The sequence below is a fragment of the Echinicola strongylocentroti genome (assembly GCF_003260975.1).
Taxonomy (GTDB): Bacteria; Bacteroidota; Bacteroidia; order Cytophagales; family Cyclobacteriaceae; genus Echinicola; species Echinicola strongylocentroti.
The window spans coordinates 4,957,206-4,978,205 of record NZ_CP030041.1; the positions used below are offsets into that span (position 1 = coordinate 4,957,206).

Annotated in this window: 31 protein-coding genes and 1 tRNA gene; 30 read left to right on the forward strand and 2 right to left on the reverse strand. The window is 43.0% G+C overall.

Annotated features, from left to right (window positions below; genetic code table 11):
• From DN752_RS19510 to DN752_RS19655, 30 genes are all read left to right on the forward strand, one after another.
• Nucleotides 1-441 carry a hypothetical protein gene (locus DN752_RS19510; protein WP_162633279.1) on the forward strand — a complete coding sequence of 147 codons (441 nt, stop codon included), beginning with the start codon at nt 1-3 and terminating at the stop codon, nt 439-441.
• Complete coding sequence (locus DN752_RS19515; RefSeq protein WP_112785525.1) at nt 422-871, forward strand: hypothetical protein; 450 nt, start codon at nt 422-424, stop codon at nt 869-871. Before DN752_RS19510 ends, DN752_RS19515 begins: the two co-directional genes overlap by 20 nt.
• A gap of 8 nt (nt 872-879) precedes the next feature.
• Nucleotides 880-1,266 carry a hypothetical protein gene (locus DN752_RS19520; protein ID WP_112785526.1) on the forward strand — a complete coding sequence of 129 codons (387 nt, stop codon included), beginning with the start codon at nt 880-882 and terminating at the stop codon, nt 1,264-1,266.
• Between the two features lie 311 nt (nt 1,267-1,577).
• A complete protein-coding gene (locus tag DN752_RS19525; protein ID WP_211324070.1) occupies nt 1,578-2,447 on the forward strand; it encodes a reverse transcriptase/maturase family protein in 870 nt (289 codons plus the stop codon).
• A complete protein-coding gene (locus DN752_RS19530; protein WP_112785527.1) occupies nt 2,425-2,727 on the forward strand; it encodes a hypothetical protein in 303 nt (100 codons plus the stop codon). The genes DN752_RS19525 and DN752_RS19530 overlap by 23 nt, the downstream gene beginning before the upstream one ends.
• A 1-nt stretch (nt 2,728) precedes the next feature.
• Nucleotides 2,729-3,007: a type IV toxin-antitoxin system AbiEi family antitoxin domain-containing protein gene (locus tag DN752_RS19535; RefSeq protein ID WP_112785528.1), complete on the forward strand. Its 279-nt coding sequence runs from the start codon at nt 2,729-2,731 to the stop codon at nt 3,005-3,007.
• The gene (locus DN752_RS24580; protein ID WP_162633280.1) at nt 3,004-5,163 is read left to right on the forward strand and encodes a DNA cytosine methyltransferase; all 2,160 of its coding nucleotides are present in this window, start codon (nt 3,004-3,006) and stop codon (nt 5,161-5,163) included. The genes DN752_RS19535 and DN752_RS24580 overlap by 4 nt, the downstream gene beginning before the upstream one ends.
• Before the next feature lie 25 nt (nt 5,164-5,188).
• On the forward strand, nt 5,189-5,473 hold the full coding sequence (locus DN752_RS19545) for a single-stranded DNA-binding protein (RefSeq protein ID WP_112785529.1): 285 nt from the start codon (nt 5,189-5,191) through the stop codon (nt 5,471-5,473).
• Nucleotide 5,474: 1 nt separating this feature from the next.
• Nucleotides 5,475-5,669: a hypothetical protein gene (locus DN752_RS19550; protein ID WP_112785530.1), complete on the forward strand. Its 195-nt coding sequence runs from the start codon at nt 5,475-5,477 to the stop codon at nt 5,667-5,669.
• Nucleotides 5,666-5,938: a hypothetical protein gene (locus tag DN752_RS19555; protein WP_112785531.1), complete on the forward strand. Its 273-nt coding sequence runs from the start codon at nt 5,666-5,668 to the stop codon at nt 5,936-5,938. Before DN752_RS19550 ends, DN752_RS19555 begins: the two co-directional genes overlap by 4 nt.
• A gap of 18 nt (nt 5,939-5,956) precedes the next feature.
• On the forward strand, nt 5,957-6,373 hold the full coding sequence (locus DN752_RS19560; RefSeq protein ID WP_162633281.1) for a hypothetical protein: 417 nt from the start codon (nt 5,957-5,959) through the stop codon (nt 6,371-6,373).
• Nucleotides 6,366-7,241, forward strand: coding sequence for a cyclic nucleotide-binding domain-containing protein (locus DN752_RS19565; protein WP_112785533.1), 876 nt, complete (start codon nt 6,366-6,368; stop codon nt 7,239-7,241). The genes DN752_RS19560 and DN752_RS19565 overlap by 8 nt, the downstream gene beginning before the upstream one ends.
• Nucleotides 7,238-8,005, forward strand: coding sequence for a hypothetical protein (locus tag DN752_RS19570; protein ID WP_112785534.1), 768 nt, complete (start codon nt 7,238-7,240; stop codon nt 8,003-8,005). Before DN752_RS19565 ends, DN752_RS19570 begins: the two co-directional genes overlap by 4 nt.
• A gap of 47 nt (nt 8,006-8,052) precedes the next feature.
• On the forward strand, nt 8,053-8,397 hold the full coding sequence (locus DN752_RS25380; RefSeq protein ID WP_112785535.1) for an HNH endonuclease: 345 nt from the start codon (nt 8,053-8,055) through the stop codon (nt 8,395-8,397).
• 46 nt (nt 8,398-8,443) lie between these two features.
• Nucleotides 8,444-8,917, forward strand: coding sequence for a phage terminase small subunit P27 family (locus tag DN752_RS19580; protein ID WP_112785536.1), 474 nt, complete (start codon nt 8,444-8,446; stop codon nt 8,915-8,917).
• Nucleotides 8,917-10,593, forward strand: coding sequence for a terminase large subunit (locus DN752_RS19585; RefSeq protein WP_112785537.1), 1,677 nt, complete (start codon nt 8,917-8,919; stop codon nt 10,591-10,593). Before DN752_RS19580 ends, DN752_RS19585 begins: the two co-directional genes overlap by 1 nt.
• Nucleotides 10,594-11,178: 585 nt before the next feature.
• On the forward strand, nt 11,179-12,474 hold the full coding sequence (locus tag DN752_RS19595; RefSeq protein WP_112785539.1) for a phage portal protein: 1,296 nt from the start codon (nt 11,179-11,181) through the stop codon (nt 12,472-12,474).
• Complete coding sequence (locus tag DN752_RS19600) at nt 12,455-13,057, forward strand: hypothetical protein (protein WP_112785540.1); 603 nt, start codon at nt 12,455-12,457, stop codon at nt 13,055-13,057. The genes DN752_RS19595 and DN752_RS19600 overlap by 20 nt, the downstream gene beginning before the upstream one ends.
• Entirely contained in the window at nt 13,054-14,382 is a 1,329-nt protein-coding gene (locus DN752_RS19605) for a phage major capsid protein (RefSeq protein ID WP_112785541.1), read from the forward strand. The genes DN752_RS19600 and DN752_RS19605 overlap by 4 nt, the downstream gene beginning before the upstream one ends.
• A 35-nt stretch (nt 14,383-14,417) precedes the next feature.
• On the forward strand, nt 14,418-14,603 hold the full coding sequence (locus DN752_RS19610; protein ID WP_112785542.1) for a hypothetical protein: 186 nt from the start codon (nt 14,418-14,420) through the stop codon (nt 14,601-14,603).
• On the forward strand, nt 14,603-15,181 hold the full coding sequence (locus DN752_RS19615; protein ID WP_112785543.1) for a head-tail connector protein: 579 nt from the start codon (nt 14,603-14,605) through the stop codon (nt 15,179-15,181). The genes DN752_RS19610 and DN752_RS19615 overlap by 1 nt, the downstream gene beginning before the upstream one ends.
• Nucleotide 15,182: 1 nt before the next feature.
• A complete protein-coding gene (locus DN752_RS19620; protein WP_112785544.1) occupies nt 15,183-15,500 on the forward strand; it encodes a phage head completion protein in 318 nt (105 codons plus the stop codon).
• Nucleotides 15,490-15,876 carry a DUF3168 domain-containing protein gene (locus DN752_RS19625; protein ID WP_262511682.1) on the forward strand — a complete coding sequence of 129 codons (387 nt, stop codon included), beginning with the start codon at nt 15,490-15,492 and terminating at the stop codon, nt 15,874-15,876. Before DN752_RS19620 ends, DN752_RS19625 begins: the two co-directional genes overlap by 11 nt.
• The gene (locus DN752_RS24585; RefSeq protein WP_162633283.1) at nt 15,873-16,028 is read left to right on the forward strand and encodes a hypothetical protein; all 156 of its coding nucleotides are present in this window, start codon (nt 15,873-15,875) and stop codon (nt 16,026-16,028) included. The genes DN752_RS19625 and DN752_RS24585 overlap by 4 nt, the downstream gene beginning before the upstream one ends.
• Complete coding sequence (locus DN752_RS19630) at nt 16,025-16,429, forward strand: phage tail tube protein (protein WP_112785546.1); 405 nt, start codon at nt 16,025-16,027, stop codon at nt 16,427-16,429. Before DN752_RS24585 ends, DN752_RS19630 begins: the two co-directional genes overlap by 4 nt.
• A complete protein-coding gene (locus DN752_RS19635; protein ID WP_112785547.1) occupies nt 16,426-16,725 on the forward strand; it encodes a hypothetical protein in 300 nt (99 codons plus the stop codon). Before DN752_RS19630 ends, DN752_RS19635 begins: the two co-directional genes overlap by 4 nt.
• Before the next feature lie 44 nt (nt 16,726-16,769).
• Nucleotides 16,770-17,135 (forward strand): hypothetical protein, encoded by a 366-nt coding sequence (locus DN752_RS19640; protein WP_112785548.1) that lies wholly within the window; start codon nt 16,770-16,772, stop codon nt 17,133-17,135.
• Entirely contained in the window at nt 17,062-17,571 is a 510-nt protein-coding gene (locus DN752_RS19645; RefSeq protein ID WP_162633284.1) for a hypothetical protein, read from the forward strand. Before DN752_RS19640 ends, DN752_RS19645 begins: the two co-directional genes overlap by 74 nt.
• Nucleotides 17,558-19,708, forward strand: coding sequence for a phage tail tape measure protein (locus tag DN752_RS19650; RefSeq protein ID WP_112785550.1), 2,151 nt, complete (start codon nt 17,558-17,560; stop codon nt 19,706-19,708). Before DN752_RS19645 ends, DN752_RS19650 begins: the two co-directional genes overlap by 14 nt.
• 47 nt (nt 19,709-19,755) lie before the next feature.
• Nucleotides 19,756-19,827, forward strand: a tRNA-Trp gene (locus DN752_RS19655).
• A gap of 74 nt (nt 19,828-19,901) precedes the next feature.
• Here DN752_RS19655 and DN752_RS19660 read toward each other — a convergent pair.
• Both DN752_RS19660 and DN752_RS19670 read right to left on the reverse strand, forming a co-directional pair.
• Complete coding sequence (locus DN752_RS19660; RefSeq protein WP_112785551.1) at nt 19,902-20,279, reverse strand: hypothetical protein; 378 nt, start codon at nt 20,277-20,279, stop codon at nt 19,902-19,904.
• Nucleotides 20,280-20,476: 197 nt separating this feature from the next.
• Complete coding sequence (locus DN752_RS19670) at nt 20,477-20,950, reverse strand: DUF4468 domain-containing protein (protein ID WP_112785553.1); 474 nt, start codon at nt 20,948-20,950, stop codon at nt 20,477-20,479.
• Between the last annotated feature and the right edge of the window lie 50 nt (nt 20,951-21,000).

Below are 21,000 nucleotides of genomic sequence, written 5' to 3' on the forward strand. Positions count from 1 at the left end.
ATGAATAGCAACGAAATTAGAATAGGAAACCTGGTTTACCCGAAAGGATCATCCACCCTATCCCATGTCACCGGAATCTTTGAAAACCTATGTTGCCTTTCTGGAATAAATAATAAATATTCCAAGCACTACCTGTTTGAACAAATCTCTCCTATTGAATTGTCAGAAAGTATACTGGAAAAATTCAAGTTCAAGAAAGACGAACATGGGTACTGGTGGATAGAATTTGATAGAAGGTACTTATCACTGATCCCTAGTCAAGATGGATATTGGTACCCTGTTCTGGTCCAATGCCCTGAAGTATCATCAGAGAGCGAGCAACATGTATCAATCAACAGGATCAAATACGCACACCAAATACAGAACCTGTTTTTCTCCATTTCACACCTAGAGTTAGTTTTTGAAACCAAAATACAGATAAATGAAAACGCTAAAAATTAAGCAAGACAATGTGGTAAATGCTTACCAGTCCGCTGATCAGGAGGGCAAAAAGCTTTTGGAATCCCTTTTCCCTGGACAATTCTTCTCCATGGAAGCGATCAAGACTTTTGAGGATCTATGCAGGATAGCCGGTGTAGATCCTAAAGACTATGAATGTGGTGACCCATTTCTAACTGCCTGTAATAAACTGCAGCTAATTTACCGTGTATTCAACCAAGGATGGGAACCCGACTTTTCAAACTTGTCAGAATGGAAATACTACCCTTGGTTCAAGTATAATGCGGGTTCCGGCTTCTCGTACTACGACTACGATTTCACGTACTCGGACACGGACGTCGGTGCCCGCCTTTGCACGGACACGGCCGAAAAGGCGGAGTACATAGGTAAAACCTTCGCTGACATTTACAACGATTTTCTAACCATCAAATAACCCATATCATGGATATCAAAGACCAAATCAACAGCTATGAGGATGCTTGCAAAATCCTCGATCGAAAGCCTCTTACCTTGGAAGAATTCTCATTCCTTCCAGAATCGGAAAGACAATCTTTTTATTCCCTTCACAGGATCCGAACTGGTATTGAGGCTATCAATGAAGGACATGTGTTTGATTGGAATAACTGGGATGAAAGTAAGTATTACCCATGGTGGGACCTGGAAACCTATAATGATGATCCTGCGGGTTCCGGCTTCTCGTACGGCGACTGCGCTTCCGCGGGCACGTGCGCGAACGTCGGTGCCCGCCTTTGCACGAGAACACGGGAACACTGTGGCCACATAGCGAAGGTGTTTTTTGAAGACTACCGCAACTGGATAAAGCAATAACAAACCAGGTTGTATACTGTCTGTGCTGTCCGTTCCGAGTGCAGGTTCCAGCTTCTCGTACAACGACTACGATTACACGAACACGAACACGAACGTCAGTGCCCACCTAAGCAATTCCATGACAGTATAGACCTTGCCAACAGTGCAAAAAATCACGAGTACAGAAGGGGCTTTGGTATCAACAGAGAACAAGACCCTAAAACAGCAAAGGCAATGAAGAGACTGAATAATCTATTTGATAAAGTGGTAAGCATGGAAAACCTTCAGCTAGCAGATCAATTGGCCAGTAAGGGAAGTCAAAGCAATACGGGGTGAAGGTTCATAGGGAGAACCAAGAATCAAACCTTATACTTCTTCATCGGATGTTACTGGACGGATCATTTAGGACCTCAGAATACGACACCTTTAAGGTTTACGAGCCAAAGGAACGTGAAGTATTCCGTCTTCCCTACTTCCCTGATAGGATTGTCCACCACGCCATTATGAACATCTTAGAACCGGTATTTGTATCCACCTTTGCGGCTGATAGTTACAGCTGCATCAAAGGGAAGGGAATACATGCAGCTCAAAGGGCCGTGATGAAAGCCCTCAAAGATGTACCAGGTACAAAGTATTGCCTAAAGATGGACGTAAAGAAATTCTACCCGTCCATTGACCATGAGATCCTAAAAACCCTGCTCCGGAAAAAGATTAAGGACACTCGGTTACTATCCTTACTGGATGAGATCATAGACAGCACCCCTGGCATTCCAATAGGGAATTATCTGAGCCAGTATTTTGCAAACTTCTACCTCACCTATTTTGATCACTGGGTAAAGGAAGTGCTGAGAGTAAAACACTATTTCAGGTATGCTGATGATATGGTAATCCTTGCTGACAATAAGCCTTATCTACATCGGCTCCTATCGGAAATAAGCACCTATATGAATGACCGGTTAAAGCTACAGGTTAAATCCAATTACCAGGTATTTCCAGTGGAGTCCAGGAGCATTGACTTTTTAGGATACAGGTTTTACCACTCCCATACCCTACTCAGGAAATCAATCAAGAAAAGCTTTGCCAGGAAAATTGCCAAAGGTGCCTCCAAACAGGTTTTAGCTTCCTATATGGGTTGGGCCATTCATTGTAACAGTAATCACTTAATTAAAAAATTAACAAATGACCGCGCAAAGATTCAGTGATTTTGGGATAAAGTCCCCATCACAGGTTTTCACTGGGGATAAGGTTAAAATATTCAGGATCCTAAACAGGGAGATACAAGTATGTGACTATCGTATTGAGCCTTCCAAGTATTCCGAGGGTGGTAAATGTCTCTACCTTCAGATAGACGTGGAGGGTGTTAAGTCAGTGGTATTTACCGGGTCCAATCACTTGATACAACAGATTGAAATGGTACCCAAAACAGGCTTCCCATTCAACACAACCATTATACAAGAAGATCAGCGCTTTGAATTTACTTGATATGAGACTAACACAAAAACAAGAAAAGGTAATCCAGTTCATAGTAGATGGACGTGGAGAAATTACGATATCAGAGGCGGTAACCTTAATAGGTGACCAATACCACAACCAATCAAAGTATGTGGGCGAAACCCTAAGCAGGATGGTTCGTAGGGGTGTCCTTTGCCGTGTTCGTAGGGGTGTGTATAAGCTGGCCACAAAGGTTAGTGGTAAAAAGGATACGTATGTGGTCAGTCCATCACAAACGAGGTTATTTGAACAAGTGGAGGCCGCATCATGACTAGAGAAGCATTGATAAATTTTTCATCCAGCAAGTCACTTTCAAGACTATACGTTGATTCTAGAGGAAAACTTTGCTTTGATGAGGAACCAAAATTTTTCTACATCGATCTTTTTTGTGGTGCGGGTGGAGTGAGTTCAGGTATAGTTAGAGGCGGTGGTAAGGTAATATATTGCATTAATCATGACCCCCTGGCCATCGCAAGCCACAGAGCTAACTTGCCTGGTGTATTCCATGCTACTGAGGATATAAGAACATTTAATTTGACCCCATTAATTAGGGTAGTTGAATTTATCCGGAAGAAGAATCCAGGCGCCTTTATCTGCCTGTGGGCTTCTCTGGAATGTACCCATTTTAGCAAAGCAAAAGGTGGTGAACATAGGGAGGCTGATTCCCGGACTTTGGCTGAACACCTTTATCGGTACATTGATGCACTCGACCCTGATTACATTGATATCGAAAATGTTGTGGAGTTCATGAGCTGGGGACCACTTAGAATGAAGTGTGCCAAAATGCATAAACATAAGTGTGATCTCAGCTTTGACAGCCGATTTGCTTACCAGTATGAAAAGAAAAAAAGGGGTAAAAAGAAAAGAATAGCTTGCGAGGAATATCATCCGGATAGATGCGAGTTGAAAATGAAGCATATCCCTCATTACAAAATGGTACCTAAATCACGGGATAAGGGTAGGGATTACGTTAGATGGTTCCAGGATATTTGCGAACGGTTTGGTTATGACTATGATTATAGGATCCTGAATAGTGCTGATTATGGTGCAGTGACAGCACGTACACGGTATTTCGGACAATTCAAAAAACCTTTTCTTCCATTCACTTGGCCAAAGGCGACTCACGCAAAGAACCCAAAAAATGAAGGTCTTTTTGGTAGTTTAAAGCCCTGGAAAGCTGTTCGGCCAATGCTAGATCTAGAAGATGTGGGGAGGAGTATTTTTGGCCGGAAAAAAGAACTATCTGAAAACACGCTGAAAAGGATATATGCCGGTTTGGTGAAGTATGTAGCTGAAGGAAAAGAGCCGGAATTCATTATGAAATACCTTTCCAACGCTCTTAAGACCGGTATTTCAAACCCTGTAGATTTGGATAATGTGGCTCCGACCGTTACCACTCAGAACCGATTAGCTTTTGTTAATGCTCAATTTATAGCAAAACACTTCTCTGGAAAGCCGCATCAAAAAGTACATCCATTAAGTGAGCCGGCCAGAACAATTACAACGTCAGCAAATCAAAGTCTAGTTTCTACCGAATTTCTATTGAAGTACCATGGGACAGGTGATAATGTTCTCCCTATGTCAGGGCCTTCAAGTACAATTACGACTAAAGATAGGATGGCAGTTATTTGGCTTGATAAGCAATTCCGTAGCGAACTAAATCACCAAGACATAGATCGACCTGCAGGTGCAATTATGACAAATGACAAGCATTGTAAAATGACTGCCGTTTGGGTTGATAAGCATTACAGCGGTAAACACAATCACCAATCAGCTGATATGCCTTTAGGATCTATTTTAACAAAAGACAAATACGCAAACATTCAATGCTTTGTCATGAATCAGTTTTCTGGTGGTGGTCAACATAGTTCAGTAGATAAACCTTTAGGAGCAATCACAACAGTACCGAAATCTAATGTAATCCAAGCTGAAAGGTTCCTTTTCAACCACAATTACAGTAACGGTGCAACAGATATCGATAGCCCGGCACCAACCTTATTGGCTAGCAGAAAGCATTACTATTTGCTCAATCCACAATACCAGTCCAAAGGAGGTGACATTGACCGTCCATGTTTCACTCTTATTGCCCGTATGGACAAAATGCCTCCATATTTAATGGAAGCTGACAAAGGTGAAGGTGATGCGGCCATAATCATATACGAAGATGACTGTGAAACAATGAAGAAAATTAAGCTTTTCATGGCCATTCACGGAATATGTGATATTAAAATGAGGATGCTTAAAGTGCCAGAGCTTTTGAGGATTCAAGGATTTGGAGATAAATATATTCTGAAAGGTACCCAAACTGACCAAAAACGGTTCATTGGTAATTCCGTGGAAGTAAACTTGGCGAAATCTAAAGTTGCTGAAAGGATTAGGGTGTTTCAAGAAATGTATAGGCAATACCAAAACCAGCATGTAGCATAAAAGAAAATAAATCAAAATCAAAAACATGGACTATAGAAAATTAATCCTATCCGGCAATCTAGTATCAGATGCCGAGGTAAAGCAGAGTGAAAAAGGAAATTGGACGGCTTTTAAAATAGCCTGTAATCCAACGAAAGAAGAAACGGTGTACTACTCCATAGCCATCAATGGAGATAAGCTTGCAGAGTGGCTAAAAAAGGGTAAAAAGGTAGTAGTAGAAGGTACTCCCCATGTGGAGGCAAAACAGAACAAGTACAATGTAACTGAAATTTACCATTCCGTGAAGAATGCACGGGTAACCATGATGTAGTATGCAAGTAACAAAAGAACAATTTCACGGGAATGACATGTCCCGAGAAGAAGCGGAACGCCTGTACAACGAGAACTCAAAAGAAGCTCAGTCATTAGGTAGAAGATCAATCCGGGAAATGAGGAAAAAAGAAGGTGCACCCAGTTTTTCTATGAGAATTAAAAAAATGTTTAACGTTAAAAATCAAGTAAAATGAACTGGAAAGAAATGAAAGAATTTTGCGAAAAACTTAATGAAAATCAGTTAAGTAAGAATGTAGTATTATGGAGGGAGGATGAAGCAATCACTGATATTCACCCAATGCAACTAGAAGAAGATCATTACAGAGAACATGACTCCATCTATTGTATGCCTGAATCAGAAGCAAGGGAAATCGTAAAAGGTGAGCCGGAGTATCCAAATGGGTTAAGCGACATGAAAAAGGTTTATGAAAAAGGGCATCCTATTTTATGGGAGAAATTTTAACTCAAAATGTACAAACAGATGAATCCAAGAGAATTAAGAATAGGAAATCTATTTCGTGACCGCCAAAGTGGTGATATCATTGAGGTAGTTGAATTGAATGAAAACACTATAACCTTTGATGCAGGTAAGTGCCTTGAATCCGGGTGGCAAGCGGAGCCAATAGCATTAACAGAAAAGTTGTTACCGAAACTAGGGTTTATATGGTGTACTGGTAGGCATGGCGAATATTACATGCATGAACAACAGGAGTTGTTTAGGGTTTGGAGACATTCTGAAGGTTCATTCGGAATTGGACGAAAAGACTTGGAATCAAAAGATAGAGAGTTTAATACTCACTGGATGACATTGAATTGTAAGTATGTTCATCAGTTGCAAAACCTATTTTATGACATTACAGAATTAGAGCTATATGTAAAGGAGGTTAAAAATGGCTAAGTACAGACACGTACATTGCGAGTTCTGGAATGATGAAAAAGTAGAGCTAGAGATGACACCAGAGGATAAGTACCTCATGTTGTATTTACTCACCAATGACAGGACGAATAGCATAGGGATATACCCTATTACATTCAAGAGAATGGCTTACCAAACAGGATATAGTATGGAGAGTGTTAATAACATTGTGGAAAGACTTGAGAGATTGAACTTAATAAAGTATGACCATGACCACAAAGAAATTTGCATTCTAAATTGGGGAAAATGGAACCTGAAAAAGGGAGGAAAACCGGTGGAGGATGCAATCAAAGTCGATCTTCAAACGGTTAAAAATAAGTCGTTTATATCAATTTTACTTGATAGTATTGATAATAAAAAACTTGTTCAAAAGGTGATTAGTGAACTTGGTCATCACGATACGTCCACGATACGTCCACGATACGTGGACAAAACTGAAACTGAAACTGAAACTGAAACTGAAAAGGAAAACAAAACTGAAACTGAAAAGGAAAACCAAAAAGAAAAAAGGGAGGCGGATAAACCGCCTATCTATGAATCCTTATTAAGTTATAGTTTTAAGTTATTTTCTGAAAGTTCAATAGAGGGTGTTTTCTTTGAAAAAATGAAACAGCTACATGAACTGAATGATGAACAGGTTTCTGAAGCTTTTGTTAAATGGAAAGCTAAAAAAGAAGCTGTTGGAGAAGAGTTTAAAACGAAAAAGCATTTGAAAAATTCTTTCAATAAATTCCTTGATTACAATGCTAAAGAATTTAAATCAAGTGGAGGGGCCTCTAGTGAAAGTTTTGAGGACTTAGTGGCTGAAATGGAACGCCATGCGGCTAAGACAGAAGGGAGGAGGTTATGAACAATCAAGAATTGACAGAGGCTAGAAAGCTTCTATTGAACTGGTTGGAGAACAAACTACACGCCTATTCCGGTCTTAGGCAAAAAGAGAAGATGTCCAAGCAAGAGAAAATGGAATGGCCCATCATAACAGAGGGTGCGTACAAAGACAAGGCGTGGATGACTATTGGGAGGCTTGATCTAATCCTTTCCCGAGGGTGTAGTGGAGATTACGGTGATTTTACAAGCCTAAATAGGAACACTCTTCGGTCATGGGTCAATCAATTCTACAGGGACAACCAGAATGACCTGGACAAGGAAATGAGAAAAGAAATAGCTAAAACTAGGTCAGAAAGGGAAAAAGAGGTGGAATACTGGTACGAACTAGGACTTAGGAAATTCAAGGAAACTTATACTAGACTTAAGGGAGAACTGAAAGGAAAGGAGGATATATCCTATCACTCCATACCTCAAGACATAGAGTACGCTGATGTGTGGTGGAAGGTGTTTGAAGAGGCTGGTTTGATTGGCTGTACCCCTGAGATAATGGACGGTATGTTGAAAGCTCAACAAAGGCAAATGGATGCAGAGGTAAACAACAATAAAGAATTCCACACCACAGTACATCCTATGAGCGTTACCAAGCGAGTGAATAATATTCTCGTGCGTATGGAGGTAGCCAAGTGGATTATGCAGGATGTTGATATTGATGATTTGTTCAGAGAGTTTAAAGTCGAATCAATTAGGAAAAGAAATTTTTTCTCTGATTTATCAACTAAAAGTTGATATTAGTTTAAATAAAGTTGATATTTAACACAACAATCGTAGTAGATATGCCTACCATAAACACAAAGCAAGTCAAAGTCCCATGGGTGACACCCGCTAGAAAGAGTAAGAAGAGCTGGGGTTTTGATACACAATTCTACAGAAGAAAGAAATGGATTAATCTGCGTAGATTCTTCCTATCAAGAAACCCTTTCTGTGCTGAATGTGAGAAGAATGGGGAGTTAATAAGTGCTACTGTTGTTGATCATAAAATACCAAGAAAGGAGCGAAAAGATCTGGAATATGAGCTTGATAATCTACAAGGATTGTGCGAATCATGCCATAATTCAAAGAGTTCAAGAGAAGGGAGGGGCGGTCAAAATTCTAAAAATGGCCCTTCCCTGAACCGATGAGCTTCCTTTTTTTCACACACATGCAAATCTGACAAATTGAAATACCATGGCAGGAGGAAGACCAAGACAACCGGACGAGCTGAAAAAACTGAAAGGAACTTTGCAACCATGCAGGGTCAATCAGGAAGCCCCTAAGACATTACCGGGAATACCGGAAGTGCCCTCTGGCCTTGACCACATGGGAAAAAAGGCATTTAAGGAAATCTGTGAAGACCTTTACCAAATGAAGGTCATAACCACCCATGACAGGCATATTCTTTACCAAGCTGCTGAGGCGCTAAGTGATTACAGGAGGTACAAGAAAACCTTGAAAAAAGTAGGTGAGGTTTACGAGAACACCAACCGTAAGACCGGCATCACCCATTACCATGCCCGTCCAGAAGTGAAGATGAAGAAGGATGCATGGGAACAATTTCACAAATGTCTTACCCAATGTGGGCTTACCCCAAGTATGAGGGCTAAGGTTAAGGTAGTGAAGAAGGAAGAAGAGAACCCTTTTGAAGCAATGATGAACAGTTGATGCAAGCAGTTGACCAGTACATATCGGAAGTACAGAGCGGTGAGATAGTTACCTGCAAATGGGTGAAGCTTGCAGTAGAGAGACACTTGGATGATTTGGAGAATGGTGGAGAGCGTGGTTTGGTTTTCGATCCGTCAGCAGGTGAAAGGGCCATCAAGTTCTTTTCTTTCCTGAAGCACTACAAAGGGTCATACGCAGGTAAGCCCTTTGAGCTGTTACCATGGCAGCAGTTTATAATCTTCGTTCTTTATGGCTGGAAACTCACATCAGGAGAACGTAGGTTTAGGTATGCTTACGTGGAAGTGTCAAGAAAAAACGGAAAGACCACATTCGCTTCCGGTCTTTCCCTTTATTCGCTGATAATGGACAGGGAGGATGGAGCAGAGGTGTATACATCGGCTACCAAGAGGGACCAGGCGAAGATTGCTTTCAATGATGCCAAGGCCATGACCGAGAAGTCCCCCCATCTTGCCAAGTACATTGATGTTTACCAACATAACCTGCATGTGCTCGCCACCCACTCCAAGCTTGAGCCGCTTAGCTCAGACCAAAATACCCTTGATGGACTTAACCCCCACTTCGCCCTGGTCGATGAATACCATGCCCACAAAGATGATGGCCTATACAACGTACTGAAATCCGGCATGGGGTCCCGGACACAACCCATGTTGTTCACAATCACCACAGCAGGATTCAATAAGATGGGACCATGTTACGCTCTTCGTAAGACCTGTACGGAAATACTGGAAGGTGTAAAGCAGGATGATAGCCAATTTGCCATCATATTCACGCTTGATAAAGACGATGATTACACGGACGAAAAGGTATGGATCAAGGCAAACCCTTCACTGAACCATTCTATTTCCATCCAATGGCTTAGACAGGAAGTGATTCAGGCAAAAAACAACCCTACACAGCTGGTCAATCTGCTCACCAAGAATTTTAACGTTTGGACGGATGCATCAGAGGTATGGATAGAGGATAAGAGATGGTTAGAGTGTGCTGGGGAAATTGACCAAAACGATTTGGAATATGATCCGGCCTACGGAGGTCTTGATCTTGCAGCTGTCAGGGATATCAATGCCTTTTCCCTGGTATTCCCAGTGGAAACCGTAGGAAAGTACATGACACTTACCTGGTACTGGATACCTAAGGAAACCATGATGGAACGAATTAACCGAGACGGTGTGCGATATGATCTATGGGTAGAAGAAGGGTGGATTATCGAGACAGAGGGGAATGTAACCGACTACAGGAAGATCAAACAGGACATCATGGATTTATGTGAACGATTCAATGTAGAAAAAATAGCCTTTGATCGCTGGAACTCAAGCCAGCTGATTATTGAGTTAACAGAAGAAGGGCTCGAGATGTATCCATACGGACAGGGGTTTGCCAGTATGTCACAACCTACCAAGACCTTGGAAACTTGGATCATGTCCCAGGATATTGTGCATGACAGTAATCCAGTGACCAGGTGGATGCTGGGCAATGTGGAATTAATGAGGGATGCAGCGGGGAATATTAAACCAGATAAGGCGAAATCCCAGGAGAAGATTGACGGAATAGTATCCATCATCATGGCCATTGGTGTAATGCTGGCCGATGGTGCGGACATGGCCAATACCGGTCCATCCAAATACGACAAAGAGGAAGGGGGCCTCATTTCCATATGACAGAGGAAATGATGTTGGTCCCCAAGAGGGTTTTAAAGATGGTGTCTGTGGATGGGTTTATCAGCTGCTACTATTCGATGATGAAAAACAGAAACACAAGGGAAGAGGCGTATGAATCCTGTGAAGATCTGCACGAAAAGTACTTTGGAAGGCGGAAATACAGCGGATTTGATTCTTTTAAAAAGATTTTATATCGTAAAATAAACAGAAAATGACACCTCAAATCATTCTAATAGTCATACTTGGAATGTTGATCTACAGCAAGATCAAGCGTTCCAACCAGTCAAAAAAGCACCAACAGGAGCTTTTTAATATCATTTTGGGAGAAATCATACTCATAATCTTACTGATATGGGGAGGTTTCTTTAATTCATTGTGGCCATGGTAGCCCTTTACGCTGTTACCAGTCAATGGCATGGATGGCTAATTGACATTCATAGATCCGATACGGGGGATAAACTTTTTACTATGATTTTCCCACCGGAGGGATGCTAATCGCATAAGAAGGTGGATTTTTTAAACTTTTTTTCAACAAAGGGAACAATGTCCCCCCTAATTGGAAAATCATTACCCTAAAATTGGGTAATGAAAATTCAAAAGACCATAATCAGTGCCGGAAGGACAATACTTAGAAGTGTTGGAGACACTGTTTCCAGTATTTCTGGATTGATCACTCCCGAAGGATGGTTAAAGGATTATTTCATGATGGGCATTGCTTCCAGTGGAGTGCCTGTCAATGAAAAAAGTATCAACCAAATAACCGCTTGGACTTCAGGTGTTAGGTTGATTGCAGAGACCATAGGCTCTTTGCCCTTACAAAATATAAGAACAAGTGGCGATAGGCATATAAAAGAGAAGTCCGACATATGGTTTTTGATGGCCAGAAAGCCTAACAGCTTCATGACCTCTAATATATTCTGGGAACTGGTTGCAAAGTACTGTATCCATCGTGGAAATCACTTTTCGGTAATCATCAGGAACAATGACTATAAGGTTCAGGAGGTAATTCCAATACATGAGGACAGGTCTGTAGATGTGATATTCTCCAACAACAGGAAATACTACCGTATATCCGGCATTTCTGAGATTCTTGACCAAGATCAGGTACTTCACTTTATGGCCCTTGGGGATGGAATCAAAGGGATTTCACTGATTGAATACATCGCCACGAGCGCGGGGATTACCCTTGCTTCGCAGAAGAACGAAGCAACTTTCTTCAAAAACGGCTCCCAGCTTCAAGGGGTATTGGAACACCCTAAGCAATTAAAGAAAGAATCAGCGAACAGGTTGCGAAAAGACTGGCACCAGATCTACCATAATCCAGAGGGAAGTGACAACAGGGTAGCCATTCTGGAAGAAGGTATGACCTATAAAACAATCTCCATTGATCCTGCAGCCGCTAAGTTGCTCGATACATTGAAGAAAGGAAATATTGACGTGTCTCGAATTCTTAGACTTCCGCCATATATGCTCATGGAAATGGACGGAGCGACCTATTCCAACATCGAGCACCAAGGTCTTGAGTTTGTCAAATACACTCTTACTACCTGGTTATCCAGATTTGAGCGTGAGATGTGGGACAAGCTTTACACGGAAAAAGAAAAGCGTTCGGATGAACTAAAATGGAAGTTCAATGTAGAAGGGCTCCTAAGAGGTGATTTCAAAACACGAATGGAGGGTTACCGGGTGGCGATAAATGCGGGGCTTAAATCTCAAAATGAATGCCGGGCCCTAGAGGATATGGATCCTTTCGAAGGAGGTGACAGGCGATGGATACAAATGAACATGATGCCCCTTGACAAGGCCGACCAGATTCTAAACAGGTCTACAATCGAAGAACTACTCAAAAAAGCACAGGAAAATGAAGAAGCCAATAATTAGATATTTCGAGCCTGAGATAAGGGCTGTCAATGAAGAAGAAAGATCTGTGGAATTTGTGATTTCCACTGAGCAGCCCGACACCTATGGTACGGTGTTCCTGGCGGATGGTGCAGAAACGGAGCGGTATTCGAAAAACCCCGTCTTTACCTACCAACATGATGATTGGAGCAGCGACCCGGACATTGTTTTGGGTACATCCGAAATCAGGCAGGAAGGTAAATCATGGGTTGCCAAGGCATTTTTTGAAAACCCAGAGGAGACAAAGAACGAACTGGCGGATAAGGTTTTCAGAAAGATAAAGGCACAGACCCTTAGAATGGCTTCCATTCTTGCAGTGCCTACAGAGGGATCGTTCGGGGCAAGTGACAGAGGTGAAGACCCTGACCTATTCTACTTCAGGAAATGGGAATTTTTTGGGTGGTCCGTGGTGGTCCATGGTTCCAATCCGGGAGCGCTGGCCAGAAGTGCAGAGGAAATAAAGTTTATCGAGGAACATACTCCCGATCAAGATAAAAATCAAAGAGTGTCATATGACGACTTTGACGCTCGAATCTTCAACATAAACAAATCAATAACAGGATGAAACGAACATCAAAAGTAATCATCGAAGAGAGAGCAGATAAATATGATGCTCTGGAAGCCTTGAACCAAAAGCGAAAGGACGAAAAAAGGAACTTCACGGAAGAGGAAGTCACCGAGTTTGAAGACTTGGAGAAGGATATCAGCAGCCTAAATGAAGAGCTACGGACGGTTCAGGCTCAGGAAAAAGCGGACGCCATTGCAGCAGCCCGTCAGGCAGGAAATCCGGTAAACAAAAGTTTTTCGGAGAAGGAAGAAAAGGATATGTCCCAATATTCTTTGCGTAAAGCCCTGTTGTCACTTACTTCTCGACATGAAAAGCTAGAAGGTATCGAGCTGGAAATGCAACAGGAGGCAGAGAAGGAAATGAGGCAATTCAGTAAGTCTCTTAGCGGTGACTCTATCGCCATTCCTTCCCATATGATGGGCAGATTGTTCGCAAAGCGTGACATGACCGCTACCGGTGGTACTGACGGTAACCAGGGAGGCCTTACCATCGAGAACGAGGTAAGGGGATATATCGAGGCTCTTCGTGAAAGGTCGTTGGCCCTTCAGTTGGGCTGGGACTTTATCCCTGGTCTTGTAGGCAACTTTGATATGCCAAGGGAAAATGCCTTGTATACTCCCGGATTCAAGACGGAGAATGCAGCAGCGGATGAAAGCAATCCTACCCTGACAAAGGTTTCTTTTGCGCCAAAAAGGGCAACTGGTTTTGTGGACATTTCCAAACAGCTTCTTATCCAAAGTGCTGTGGGTATCGAAATGCGAATTCGTACGCAAATCCTTAGAGGACATGCTGAGCTTCTTGACAGGGTGATCTTCAATGGAGATTCAGGCGAAGATGAGCCAGTAGGTATATTGAATGATCCTGATGTTACCGGTGTGGCCATCGGTACGAATGGTGGTGCCATGACCAAAGCCACCTTGGATGAACTTATCCAAGTGATCGAGGAAGCAAAAGCCTGGAACGACAACACCCGTTTTGTCACCTCTCCTATCGGTAAGCGTCACATGAAGAATGTGAACATCGATTCAGGTTCCGGAAAGTTCCTTTGGGAACGAGGTAACACCTTGGACGGTGTGGAGGCGTTTGCAACTACCCATGTACCAAAAGACCTTGCCAAAGGAACCGGTACAGATCTTACCGCTTTGATCGGTGGTGATTTCAGGGGTGGACTTGCCGGACAGTGGGGCGGTACAGAAATCACGGTAGATCCTTACACCCAAGCGGTGAACGGCCTGGTTAGGTTTGTTCCTTGCCAGTATGTGGATTCCCATGTGATCAATCCGAACCTTTTCAAGGTAATCAAGGACATTGATCCTGCATAGTTAACGGGCCTTCGGGCCCATTAAACCCTTAAATCATGCCAAAAATCAAAGTAGAGATAGTAAAACCAATTGGAGGATTGGGGTATTTCAAGGGAGATACCGCAGAGATCGAGCAGAAAGAAGCCGATAAATACCTCAAAAAGGGAATGGTAAAAGCGGTTATGGAAGGCGCTAAAACCACTGTAACGGTCAAAAAAGAGGCCGCTAAAGGCAAAAAGTAATGGAAATAGTAGGATTCAAACTGAAATCGAAGGACTTCACGGGAATTTTAACCCGTGATGAAGCGAAGGAGCACCTTCGTATTCCTGCCCCTGACACTTCGCAGGATGACCAAGTAGACCTTTACATGTCCGCGGCCATCGCCCATGCTGAAAGTGAAATGGAAAGGAAGCTCAGTTTGACCACCTACGAATTCAAGATAAAGCCCGAAAGGATATCCTTTGCCCTGCCCTATCCGGATTTTAAGTCTATCAGTAAGATGGTATCGGTTTCGGGTGGTACTTCTACCACTCTTTTCGAAGAAGGCCAGCCTGGTGACCTTTCCGATTTCATGGAAGTGGACGACTTCAGGGAGTTGGCACAGTTGACCATATTGGATTACCCGGAGGACTCGGATTACCTGGTGATCACAGTAAGTTTCCAAATGGATCCTTTGCCGCTGAATGTGCTTCAAGCCATAAAGATGATCATCTACCACTGGTATGACAACAGAAGCGAAGTAGAAGTGGGCAGGACGGCCAATCAGGTCCCCATGGCTGCCAAGCGTGTGTTTGAACTCGAACGTTTTTACAGGTTCTGATATGGCGTTTGACAAGTTCATAGAATTCTCCCAACCGGTAACGGTAAAGTCAGCTTCAGGAATGGAAACGACCACTTTCCAGAAGCTTGATATCCCCAGTTACGGGGAACTGGTCACCAAGCCGGGCGGAGAGAAAAACGAGGGAAAGCAACTGGTAGCCAGTAGGCAGGATACCTTTAGGATCAGGTACAGAGCTGACATAAATGAAACATTCATTATGGAAGTCCTGGGAACAAAATACGATATCTATTGGATTGAGCCTGAAAACAGACGGGCATATATCCAGATCACCGCTACAAGGAAGGACAATGATAGGTAACTCCATATACGCACTGTTAATGGCCAATCCTGTAGTAGACACTTACGTATCTGACAGGATATATCCGGTACAGGCACCGCAGAGGGACATGGGCAACCTGATCATTTATGGGATTGCCGGAACCAAACCAGAGGAGACCAAGCAGGGTCCCAGCAAGGAAGACTGGGTAATGGTGGACATAGTGGTCTATTCAAAGGACTATGACGAGATGCACACCATTGCAAAGGCCGTGCGTGAAGCTCTGGACTATCAGAACGGAACCATTGCCGGTAATGAAATATCCAATATCGTATTTGAGGATTACAGTGATTCCTGGCAGACAGACCGGGAATGTTATGAAGGATTATTGCAGTTCACAGTCATATCGAAACCATGAAAGTAAAACTCTTAACAGACATCAAATCCAAATCACTCAAACGGGTAATCCTGAAGGGTGAAGAGGTCACGGCCGAGGATCTAGTGGCAAAGGTCTGGATCAAAAAAGGCTATGCAACGGAAGTTCAACCTACTAAAGACAAAAAATCATGAGCTACAACGGAACACAAATACTGATCAAGCTCGCCACGGAAGCCATCCTCGGACAGACCAGCTCCAACCTGGACCATACCTGGGACATGATCGAGACCACCACGAAACAGTCTACGGCTCGGGCTAAGACCTACGAGACGGGGGAAAACGGGTGGACGTCATCTTGTGAAACCAAACTAAACATCACTGAAGGGACGGCGCTGAAAGAATTAATGGACGCTGCCGACTTAGGAACCGCCCACGACTTTGAATCCGGTTCGGGAGTAGTGGACAGCATGACCACCACGGGACAGGTGCTGATTTCTGGAATCAGTATTTCAGAACCCCAAAATGATGTAATCACAGTGTCCTACACCCTTCAGGGAACAGGGCCGGTAACCAGAACAATTGAAGCAGTATGATAAAGGAAGTCAAATTCAATGGGGAAAAGAAAACCTTGAAGCTTGGATATAAAGCTATCAAGGCAATGTCGGACGCCCAGAAAAAAGGGATGTCTGAAATGGAGGTAATGGAGACAGCTGCTTTAGCTGGGTTTCAGTCTGCAGATAGGTCAGAAGGCCGTGACCTTACCACTCATGAAGAGTTGTTGGACTGGCTTGAAGAGGATGATGATTTCTTTTGGGAAATACAAAAAGCCCTTGAGGAATTTAGCGAAAATTTTTCCAACCGGGCGAAGGCGAAGGAGGAGAAAGGATAACACTGGACCAGTACCTGGACGATTGTCTAGGTGCTGCCGTCCAGATGGGTGTATCATATTCCGAATTCTGGCAGATGTGCCCGGAAGAATTCAAGGCTATCGAGAAAATTTGGGAAAGGAAGTACAGGGAACAAATGGAACTATGGAGGTTACAGACCTATTACCAGGCGGCCCACTTCTTTGACCCTAAGAAACCCACTCCTACCCCGCAGAATTGGCACCCGTTACCCTGGGACAAACAGAAAAAGAGCGAAACGCCTTTTTACACCATAGAGGAACGGATAAGGATTTTCAAAGAAAGAGGTAGAGAAGATTGGATACCTAAACACTGGTGGAATGAGCTTGGAAGTGCAGGGTCTGGAACAATGGACCAAGGAAATGAAGGGATTGCCGGAAAAGCTGAAGCGTAAAAAGCTGCTACAGCTGATCCGTAAAGTCACTGGCCCCGTAGAGAAGGCCGCTAAGCTTGAAGTCCAGATGATAGAAAGACGGGCATGGACAGAAGAAGGGAGGGCGACTACCGGAAACCTAGAGGCTTCAATCGGAAGGATCAGAGGTAAATCCAAGGAGTTTCCCAACATCCAAGTAGCACCAAGGGCGAAGGGAAAGTTTCAAGGAGGGCATGGTCATTTGGTTCATTTCGGAACCAAGAAGCGATATGGAAGCGCACGAAGAGGGTTGAGCGGAAGGTATTACCGTGGGGCCGTAAAGCCAAATCCATACATGAAAAGGGCATTTGACAAGACGTTTAACCAATCCCGTGCCCAGTTCGAAAAGGACATGGCCAGATATTTACAACAGGAGCTTAATAAGCTCGAAAAAATGAGAGCAAATGGCGTTAGCTAATGTAAACCTAAAATTTGGTGTAAACCTTAAAGACTTTTCCAGCAAGCTCCAAAATATGGAGAAGAATGTGGAGAAGTTTGGAAATAACCTAAAGAAGGTCGGTGGAGGTCTTACAAAGGGACTTACTGCCCCGATTATTGGAGCTACAGCAGCAGCTACAGCATTAGCCATAAAGGTCGGTGGAGTAGCGGACAGGCTTTTGGACCTTGAACAGATCACCGGCATTAGTACGGACTCGCTTCAGGAATATCAGTATGTGGCCAATCAAGCAGGTGTAAGCACCGAATCCGTAAGTGCGGCAATGGAAGGGTTGACCAGGAGGATCATGGACCTTGAAGAACCTTCCAATAAAGCGGGGATAGCCCTTAAAGAACTGGGAGTGTACGTGAGAAATGCCAACGGTGAACTGAGGACGGGCGACCAGATAATGGACGATGTGATCAATTCATTAGCTGACATGCAGAACCCCGTAGAACGCAATGCTTATGGCGCCAAGATATTTGGAGGAGCATGGAAAGATATGGCTCCTATCCTGAGTATGGGTACCAAAGGTATCAAGGCGGCACGGGAAGAGGCTCATCAACTAGGTATTGTCATGTCCAAGGATAGTTTGAATGGATCAAATGCATTTAGAATGTCCGTTGATAGACTGAAAGCTACTTTTGATGGTTTGTTAAATCAAATGGGAGCTTCATTCGCCCCTATGCTCAATGACACCATCATACCTTTGATCGATGACTTTGTTGTCCCCGCTTTCAGGGCTTTTGCTGGATTTATAAAGAGGATCACGGACGGGTTTAATTCCCTTTCCCCGGTAGTCAAGAACATTGCTTTAGTAGTCACCGGGTTGGTTGCCGCCGTAGGGCCGTTGCTGACAGGGTTGGGAGTACTTACTATGACAGTAATTCCAGCCCTTAAAACTGGTATAATGGTGCTGACCACAGTGTTTTCACCGTTGGTACTAAAAATAGCTGCAGTAGTAGCCATAGTTGGTGGTCTTGCCTTAGTAGTAAAGGGAGTTATTGACAGTTGGGAAACAGTTAAGACTTATTTTAGTCAGTTGTGGGACAGGATAAAGCTATTTTTCATAAAGGGAGTGGCAGGAACATTGGAGGTGTTCAATAAATTCACCTCTGCAATTGGGCTGGATTTCTCGGACACTATAGACGGTCTTAGAGAAAAGTCAAAAGGAATGCAGGAAGCCCTGGACGCTCAGCCAGTGGTCACCCTAGGCGATGTGTTTTCAGAGGTGGGAAGTAGTATTATGAATACATTCACCTCTCTTAAAGATAGTGTAACCAGCTCTATGAGCACTACCAGAGAGGAGGTTACTAAAACCACGGAAGCTGTGAAAGGTTTAGGAGGAGCTGTACAGTCCTTGACATCTTCCGGATTAGGTGATATATCAACAAGCAGTAATAGAAAGTCTATGCTTCCAGAAATCGATGTGGATGCCTTTAATGAAAAACTAGACAGCATTAAACTAGCTGTAGTCAATAAAGGTCACCAAATCAATGACGCAATAGTTTCTTTTAACCAGCAGGCTAGCAGCATAATTACGGGGTCCATCGGATCAACCTTTAGCCAAATAGGGACAGCTATTGGAGAAGGTTTCGTGTCAGGTGAGAATGCCTTCAAAGCTGCTGGTAAATCACTATTAGGATCCCTAGCTGGAATTATGAGCCAGATTGGTGAATTGATGATAGAGTATGGCGCTTTAGCTATCGTGAAAGCCAAACTCGATGCATCAATGGCTATTCCAGGAGCAGGATTTATCACTGGCCCCTTGGCAATTGCTGCAGGTATCGCCCTAATATCTGCCTCTGCGGCCGTTGGGGCAGTGGCCTCCGGTAAATCATCGGGTTCTAGTGGTGGAGGTGCATTAGGCGAAGCCACTAACGTCTCAGGTATGAGAGCAATGGGAGGAACTGTGTCAGCTGGAAATTCTTATATTGTTGGCGAGCGTGGCCCTGAAATTTGGAAAGCTAGTGGTCATGGTAAGATAATACCTAACAATAAACTGGGAGGTTTAAACGGTCCTTTGTTGATCAGGATAGTAGGTGAATTTATCCAACGGGGTACAGACATGGTTGCCACTATTGATCAGACAAAAATGGTTTACGGTAGAACAACCTAAATCCCGGTAACTGGCGTAAGGAGAAATCCAAGTCCCTTACCGGAAACACACCTTTAGCTCAGTTGGCAGAGCAGTGGACTCCAAATCCATGTGCGAGGGTTCGAATCCTTCAGGGTGTGCGGCTAGATGAATGGTTATTTTGGTTAAAGTAAAAAGCCTCGGATAACACCGAGGCTTTTTTGATATCATTTGTTTATTCGCTCTTTACTATTTCCAAAACACGCCCATCCTCCTTAGATACTCTAGCAATAACAGCTTTCAAAATTTTCGCATTAAAAGCGTTCGTTGCTCGGTATTCCATGTAAACCAATAAATGGTCATCCTCTTCCTTGTATGTGGTTTTTACATGTTCAAAGCTTTCAGGATCATTCAATCGGTCTTCAATGTAATATGATAACATGAAATGCATTCCATCCGATGGGGAGAATTGATCATCGATATTCTTTTTGGATTGTTCTTCCGGGGTTAGTGGCTCTTCGTTGCCTGTACACAGAACAACCAGGACACTGAAAATTATTATAATCCCCAAACATCCTATACAGCTCCTTTTGTAGTCTTTTTTATCGCTCATAGGTTGGTAATTATAATCCTGAATCTAATCCAATAGCAATAATAATCCCCGCCAATACCACTACAATTAGGTATGCCCACAAGAAATTAGTAATTACCGTTAACCGGTCCCTGCACTCTACGGTACTGATTAGAATTTTCTCTTGTAGTTCACGGTCAGAGAGTTCTTTTATAGTTTTTTTCTTTTCGCTCATGATTTTAAAAGTCTACGTTAGAAGTACTAATATGCTGGTATAGGCTTGAAGCTAAGTTTTCCATGTCTTTCATTGCTTCTTCTTCAGTATACTTTGGAGCTGTACTCATTTCATAATAGGCCCACTCTTGGGGTGTTATAGATATTCTAACTTTATCATCCTTTACGCGGATATCAATAATAGAATAAACCCTGCTGTCAGATGTAGTTCCATATAGACCAGTGGAAACACCTCCGGACATTAAGTATTTCCCCATTAAAACTCCATCCTCTTTATCACTATGCTGGATAACACTTTCAGCATCATTAAAAGTTTTAATCATCCATTCATTTGCCATTAAGAAAAGATCATCCTGGGAGGTATCCAATGATTCGTAGACCTGTACATATGGTCTATCTTCCATGTTAACAACTTTTGCAGACATGCATGATGACAGTAAAATGATTGAAGTAGCGAGTAGTAAAATTTGATTTTTCATAAATGAGTAGAGTTAAATTGTCAATAAAATGCCAATATAATAAAAAAGGA

Coding starts and splice junctions, on each gene's coding strand:
- DN752_RS19510 (WP_162633279.1), top strand. CDS start 1: ATGAATAGCAACGAAATTAGAATAGGAAACCTGGTTTACCCGAAAGGA.
- DN752_RS19515 (WP_112785525.1), top strand. CDS start 422: ATGAAAACGCTAAAAATTAAGCAAGACAATGTGGTAAATGCTTACCAG.
- DN752_RS19520 (WP_112785526.1), top strand. CDS start 880: ATGGATATCAAAGACCAAATCAACAGCTATGAGGATGCTTGCAAAATC.
- DN752_RS19530 (WP_112785527.1), top strand. CDS start 2,425: ATGACCGCGCAAAGATTCAGTGATTTTGGGATAAAGTCCCCATCACAG.
- DN752_RS19535 (WP_112785528.1), top strand. CDS start 2,729: ATGAGACTAACACAAAAACAAGAAAAGGTAATCCAGTTCATAGTAGAT.
- DN752_RS24580 (WP_162633280.1), top strand. CDS start 3,004: ATGACTAGAGAAGCATTGATAAATTTTTCATCCAGCAAGTCACTTTCA.
- DN752_RS19545 (WP_112785529.1), top strand. CDS start 5,189: ATGGACTATAGAAAATTAATCCTATCCGGCAATCTAGTATCAGATGCC.
- DN752_RS19550 (WP_112785530.1), top strand. CDS start 5,475: ATGCAAGTAACAAAAGAACAATTTCACGGGAATGACATGTCCCGAGAA.
- DN752_RS19555 (WP_112785531.1), top strand. CDS start 5,666: ATGAACTGGAAAGAAATGAAAGAATTTTGCGAAAAACTTAATGAAAAT.
- DN752_RS19560 (WP_162633281.1), top strand. CDS start 5,957: ATGAATCCAAGAGAATTAAGAATAGGAAATCTATTTCGTGACCGCCAA.
- DN752_RS19565 (WP_112785533.1), top strand. CDS start 6,366: ATGGCTAAGTACAGACACGTACATTGCGAGTTCTGGAATGATGAAAAA.
- DN752_RS19570 (WP_112785534.1), top strand. CDS start 7,238: ATGAACAATCAAGAATTGACAGAGGCTAGAAAGCTTCTATTGAACTGG.
- DN752_RS25380 (WP_112785535.1), top strand. CDS start 8,053: ATGCCTACCATAAACACAAAGCAAGTCAAAGTCCCATGGGTGACACCC.
- DN752_RS19580 (WP_112785536.1), top strand. CDS start 8,444: ATGGCAGGAGGAAGACCAAGACAACCGGACGAGCTGAAAAAACTGAAA.
- DN752_RS19585 (WP_112785537.1), top strand. CDS start 8,917: ATGCAAGCAGTTGACCAGTACATATCGGAAGTACAGAGCGGTGAGATA.
- DN752_RS19595 (WP_112785539.1), top strand. CDS start 11,179: ATGAAAATTCAAAAGACCATAATCAGTGCCGGAAGGACAATACTTAGA.
- DN752_RS19600 (WP_112785540.1), top strand. CDS start 12,455: ATGAAGAAGCCAATAATTAGATATTTCGAGCCTGAGATAAGGGCTGTC.
- DN752_RS19605 (WP_112785541.1), top strand. CDS start 13,054: ATGAAACGAACATCAAAAGTAATCATCGAAGAGAGAGCAGATAAATAT.
- DN752_RS19610 (WP_112785542.1), top strand. CDS start 14,418: ATGCCAAAAATCAAAGTAGAGATAGTAAAACCAATTGGAGGATTGGGG.
- DN752_RS19615 (WP_112785543.1), top strand. CDS start 14,603: ATGGAAATAGTAGGATTCAAACTGAAATCGAAGGACTTCACGGGAATT.
- DN752_RS19620 (WP_112785544.1), top strand. CDS start 15,183: ATGGCGTTTGACAAGTTCATAGAATTCTCCCAACCGGTAACGGTAAAG.
- DN752_RS19625 (WP_262511682.1), top strand. CDS start 15,490: ATGATAGGTAACTCCATATACGCACTGTTAATGGCCAATCCTGTAGTA.
- DN752_RS24585 (WP_162633283.1), top strand. CDS start 15,873: ATGAAAGTAAAACTCTTAACAGACATCAAATCCAAATCACTCAAACGG.
- DN752_RS19630 (WP_112785546.1), top strand. CDS start 16,025: ATGAGCTACAACGGAACACAAATACTGATCAAGCTCGCCACGGAAGCC.
- DN752_RS19635 (WP_112785547.1), top strand. CDS start 16,426: ATGATAAAGGAAGTCAAATTCAATGGGGAAAAGAAAACCTTGAAGCTT.
- DN752_RS19640 (WP_112785548.1), top strand. CDS start 16,770: ATGGGTGTATCATATTCCGAATTCTGGCAGATGTGCCCGGAAGAATTC.
- DN752_RS19645 (WP_162633284.1), top strand. CDS start 17,062: ATGAGCTTGGAAGTGCAGGGTCTGGAACAATGGACCAAGGAAATGAAG.
- DN752_RS19650 (WP_112785550.1), top strand. CDS start 17,558: ATGGCGTTAGCTAATGTAAACCTAAAATTTGGTGTAAACCTTAAAGAC.
- DN752_RS19660 (WP_112785551.1), bottom strand. CDS start 20,279: ATGAGCGATAAAAAAGACTACAAAAGGAGCTGTATAGGATGTTTGGGG.
- DN752_RS19670 (WP_112785553.1), bottom strand. CDS start 20,950: ATGAAAAATCAAATTTTACTACTCGCTACTTCAATCATTTTACTGTCA.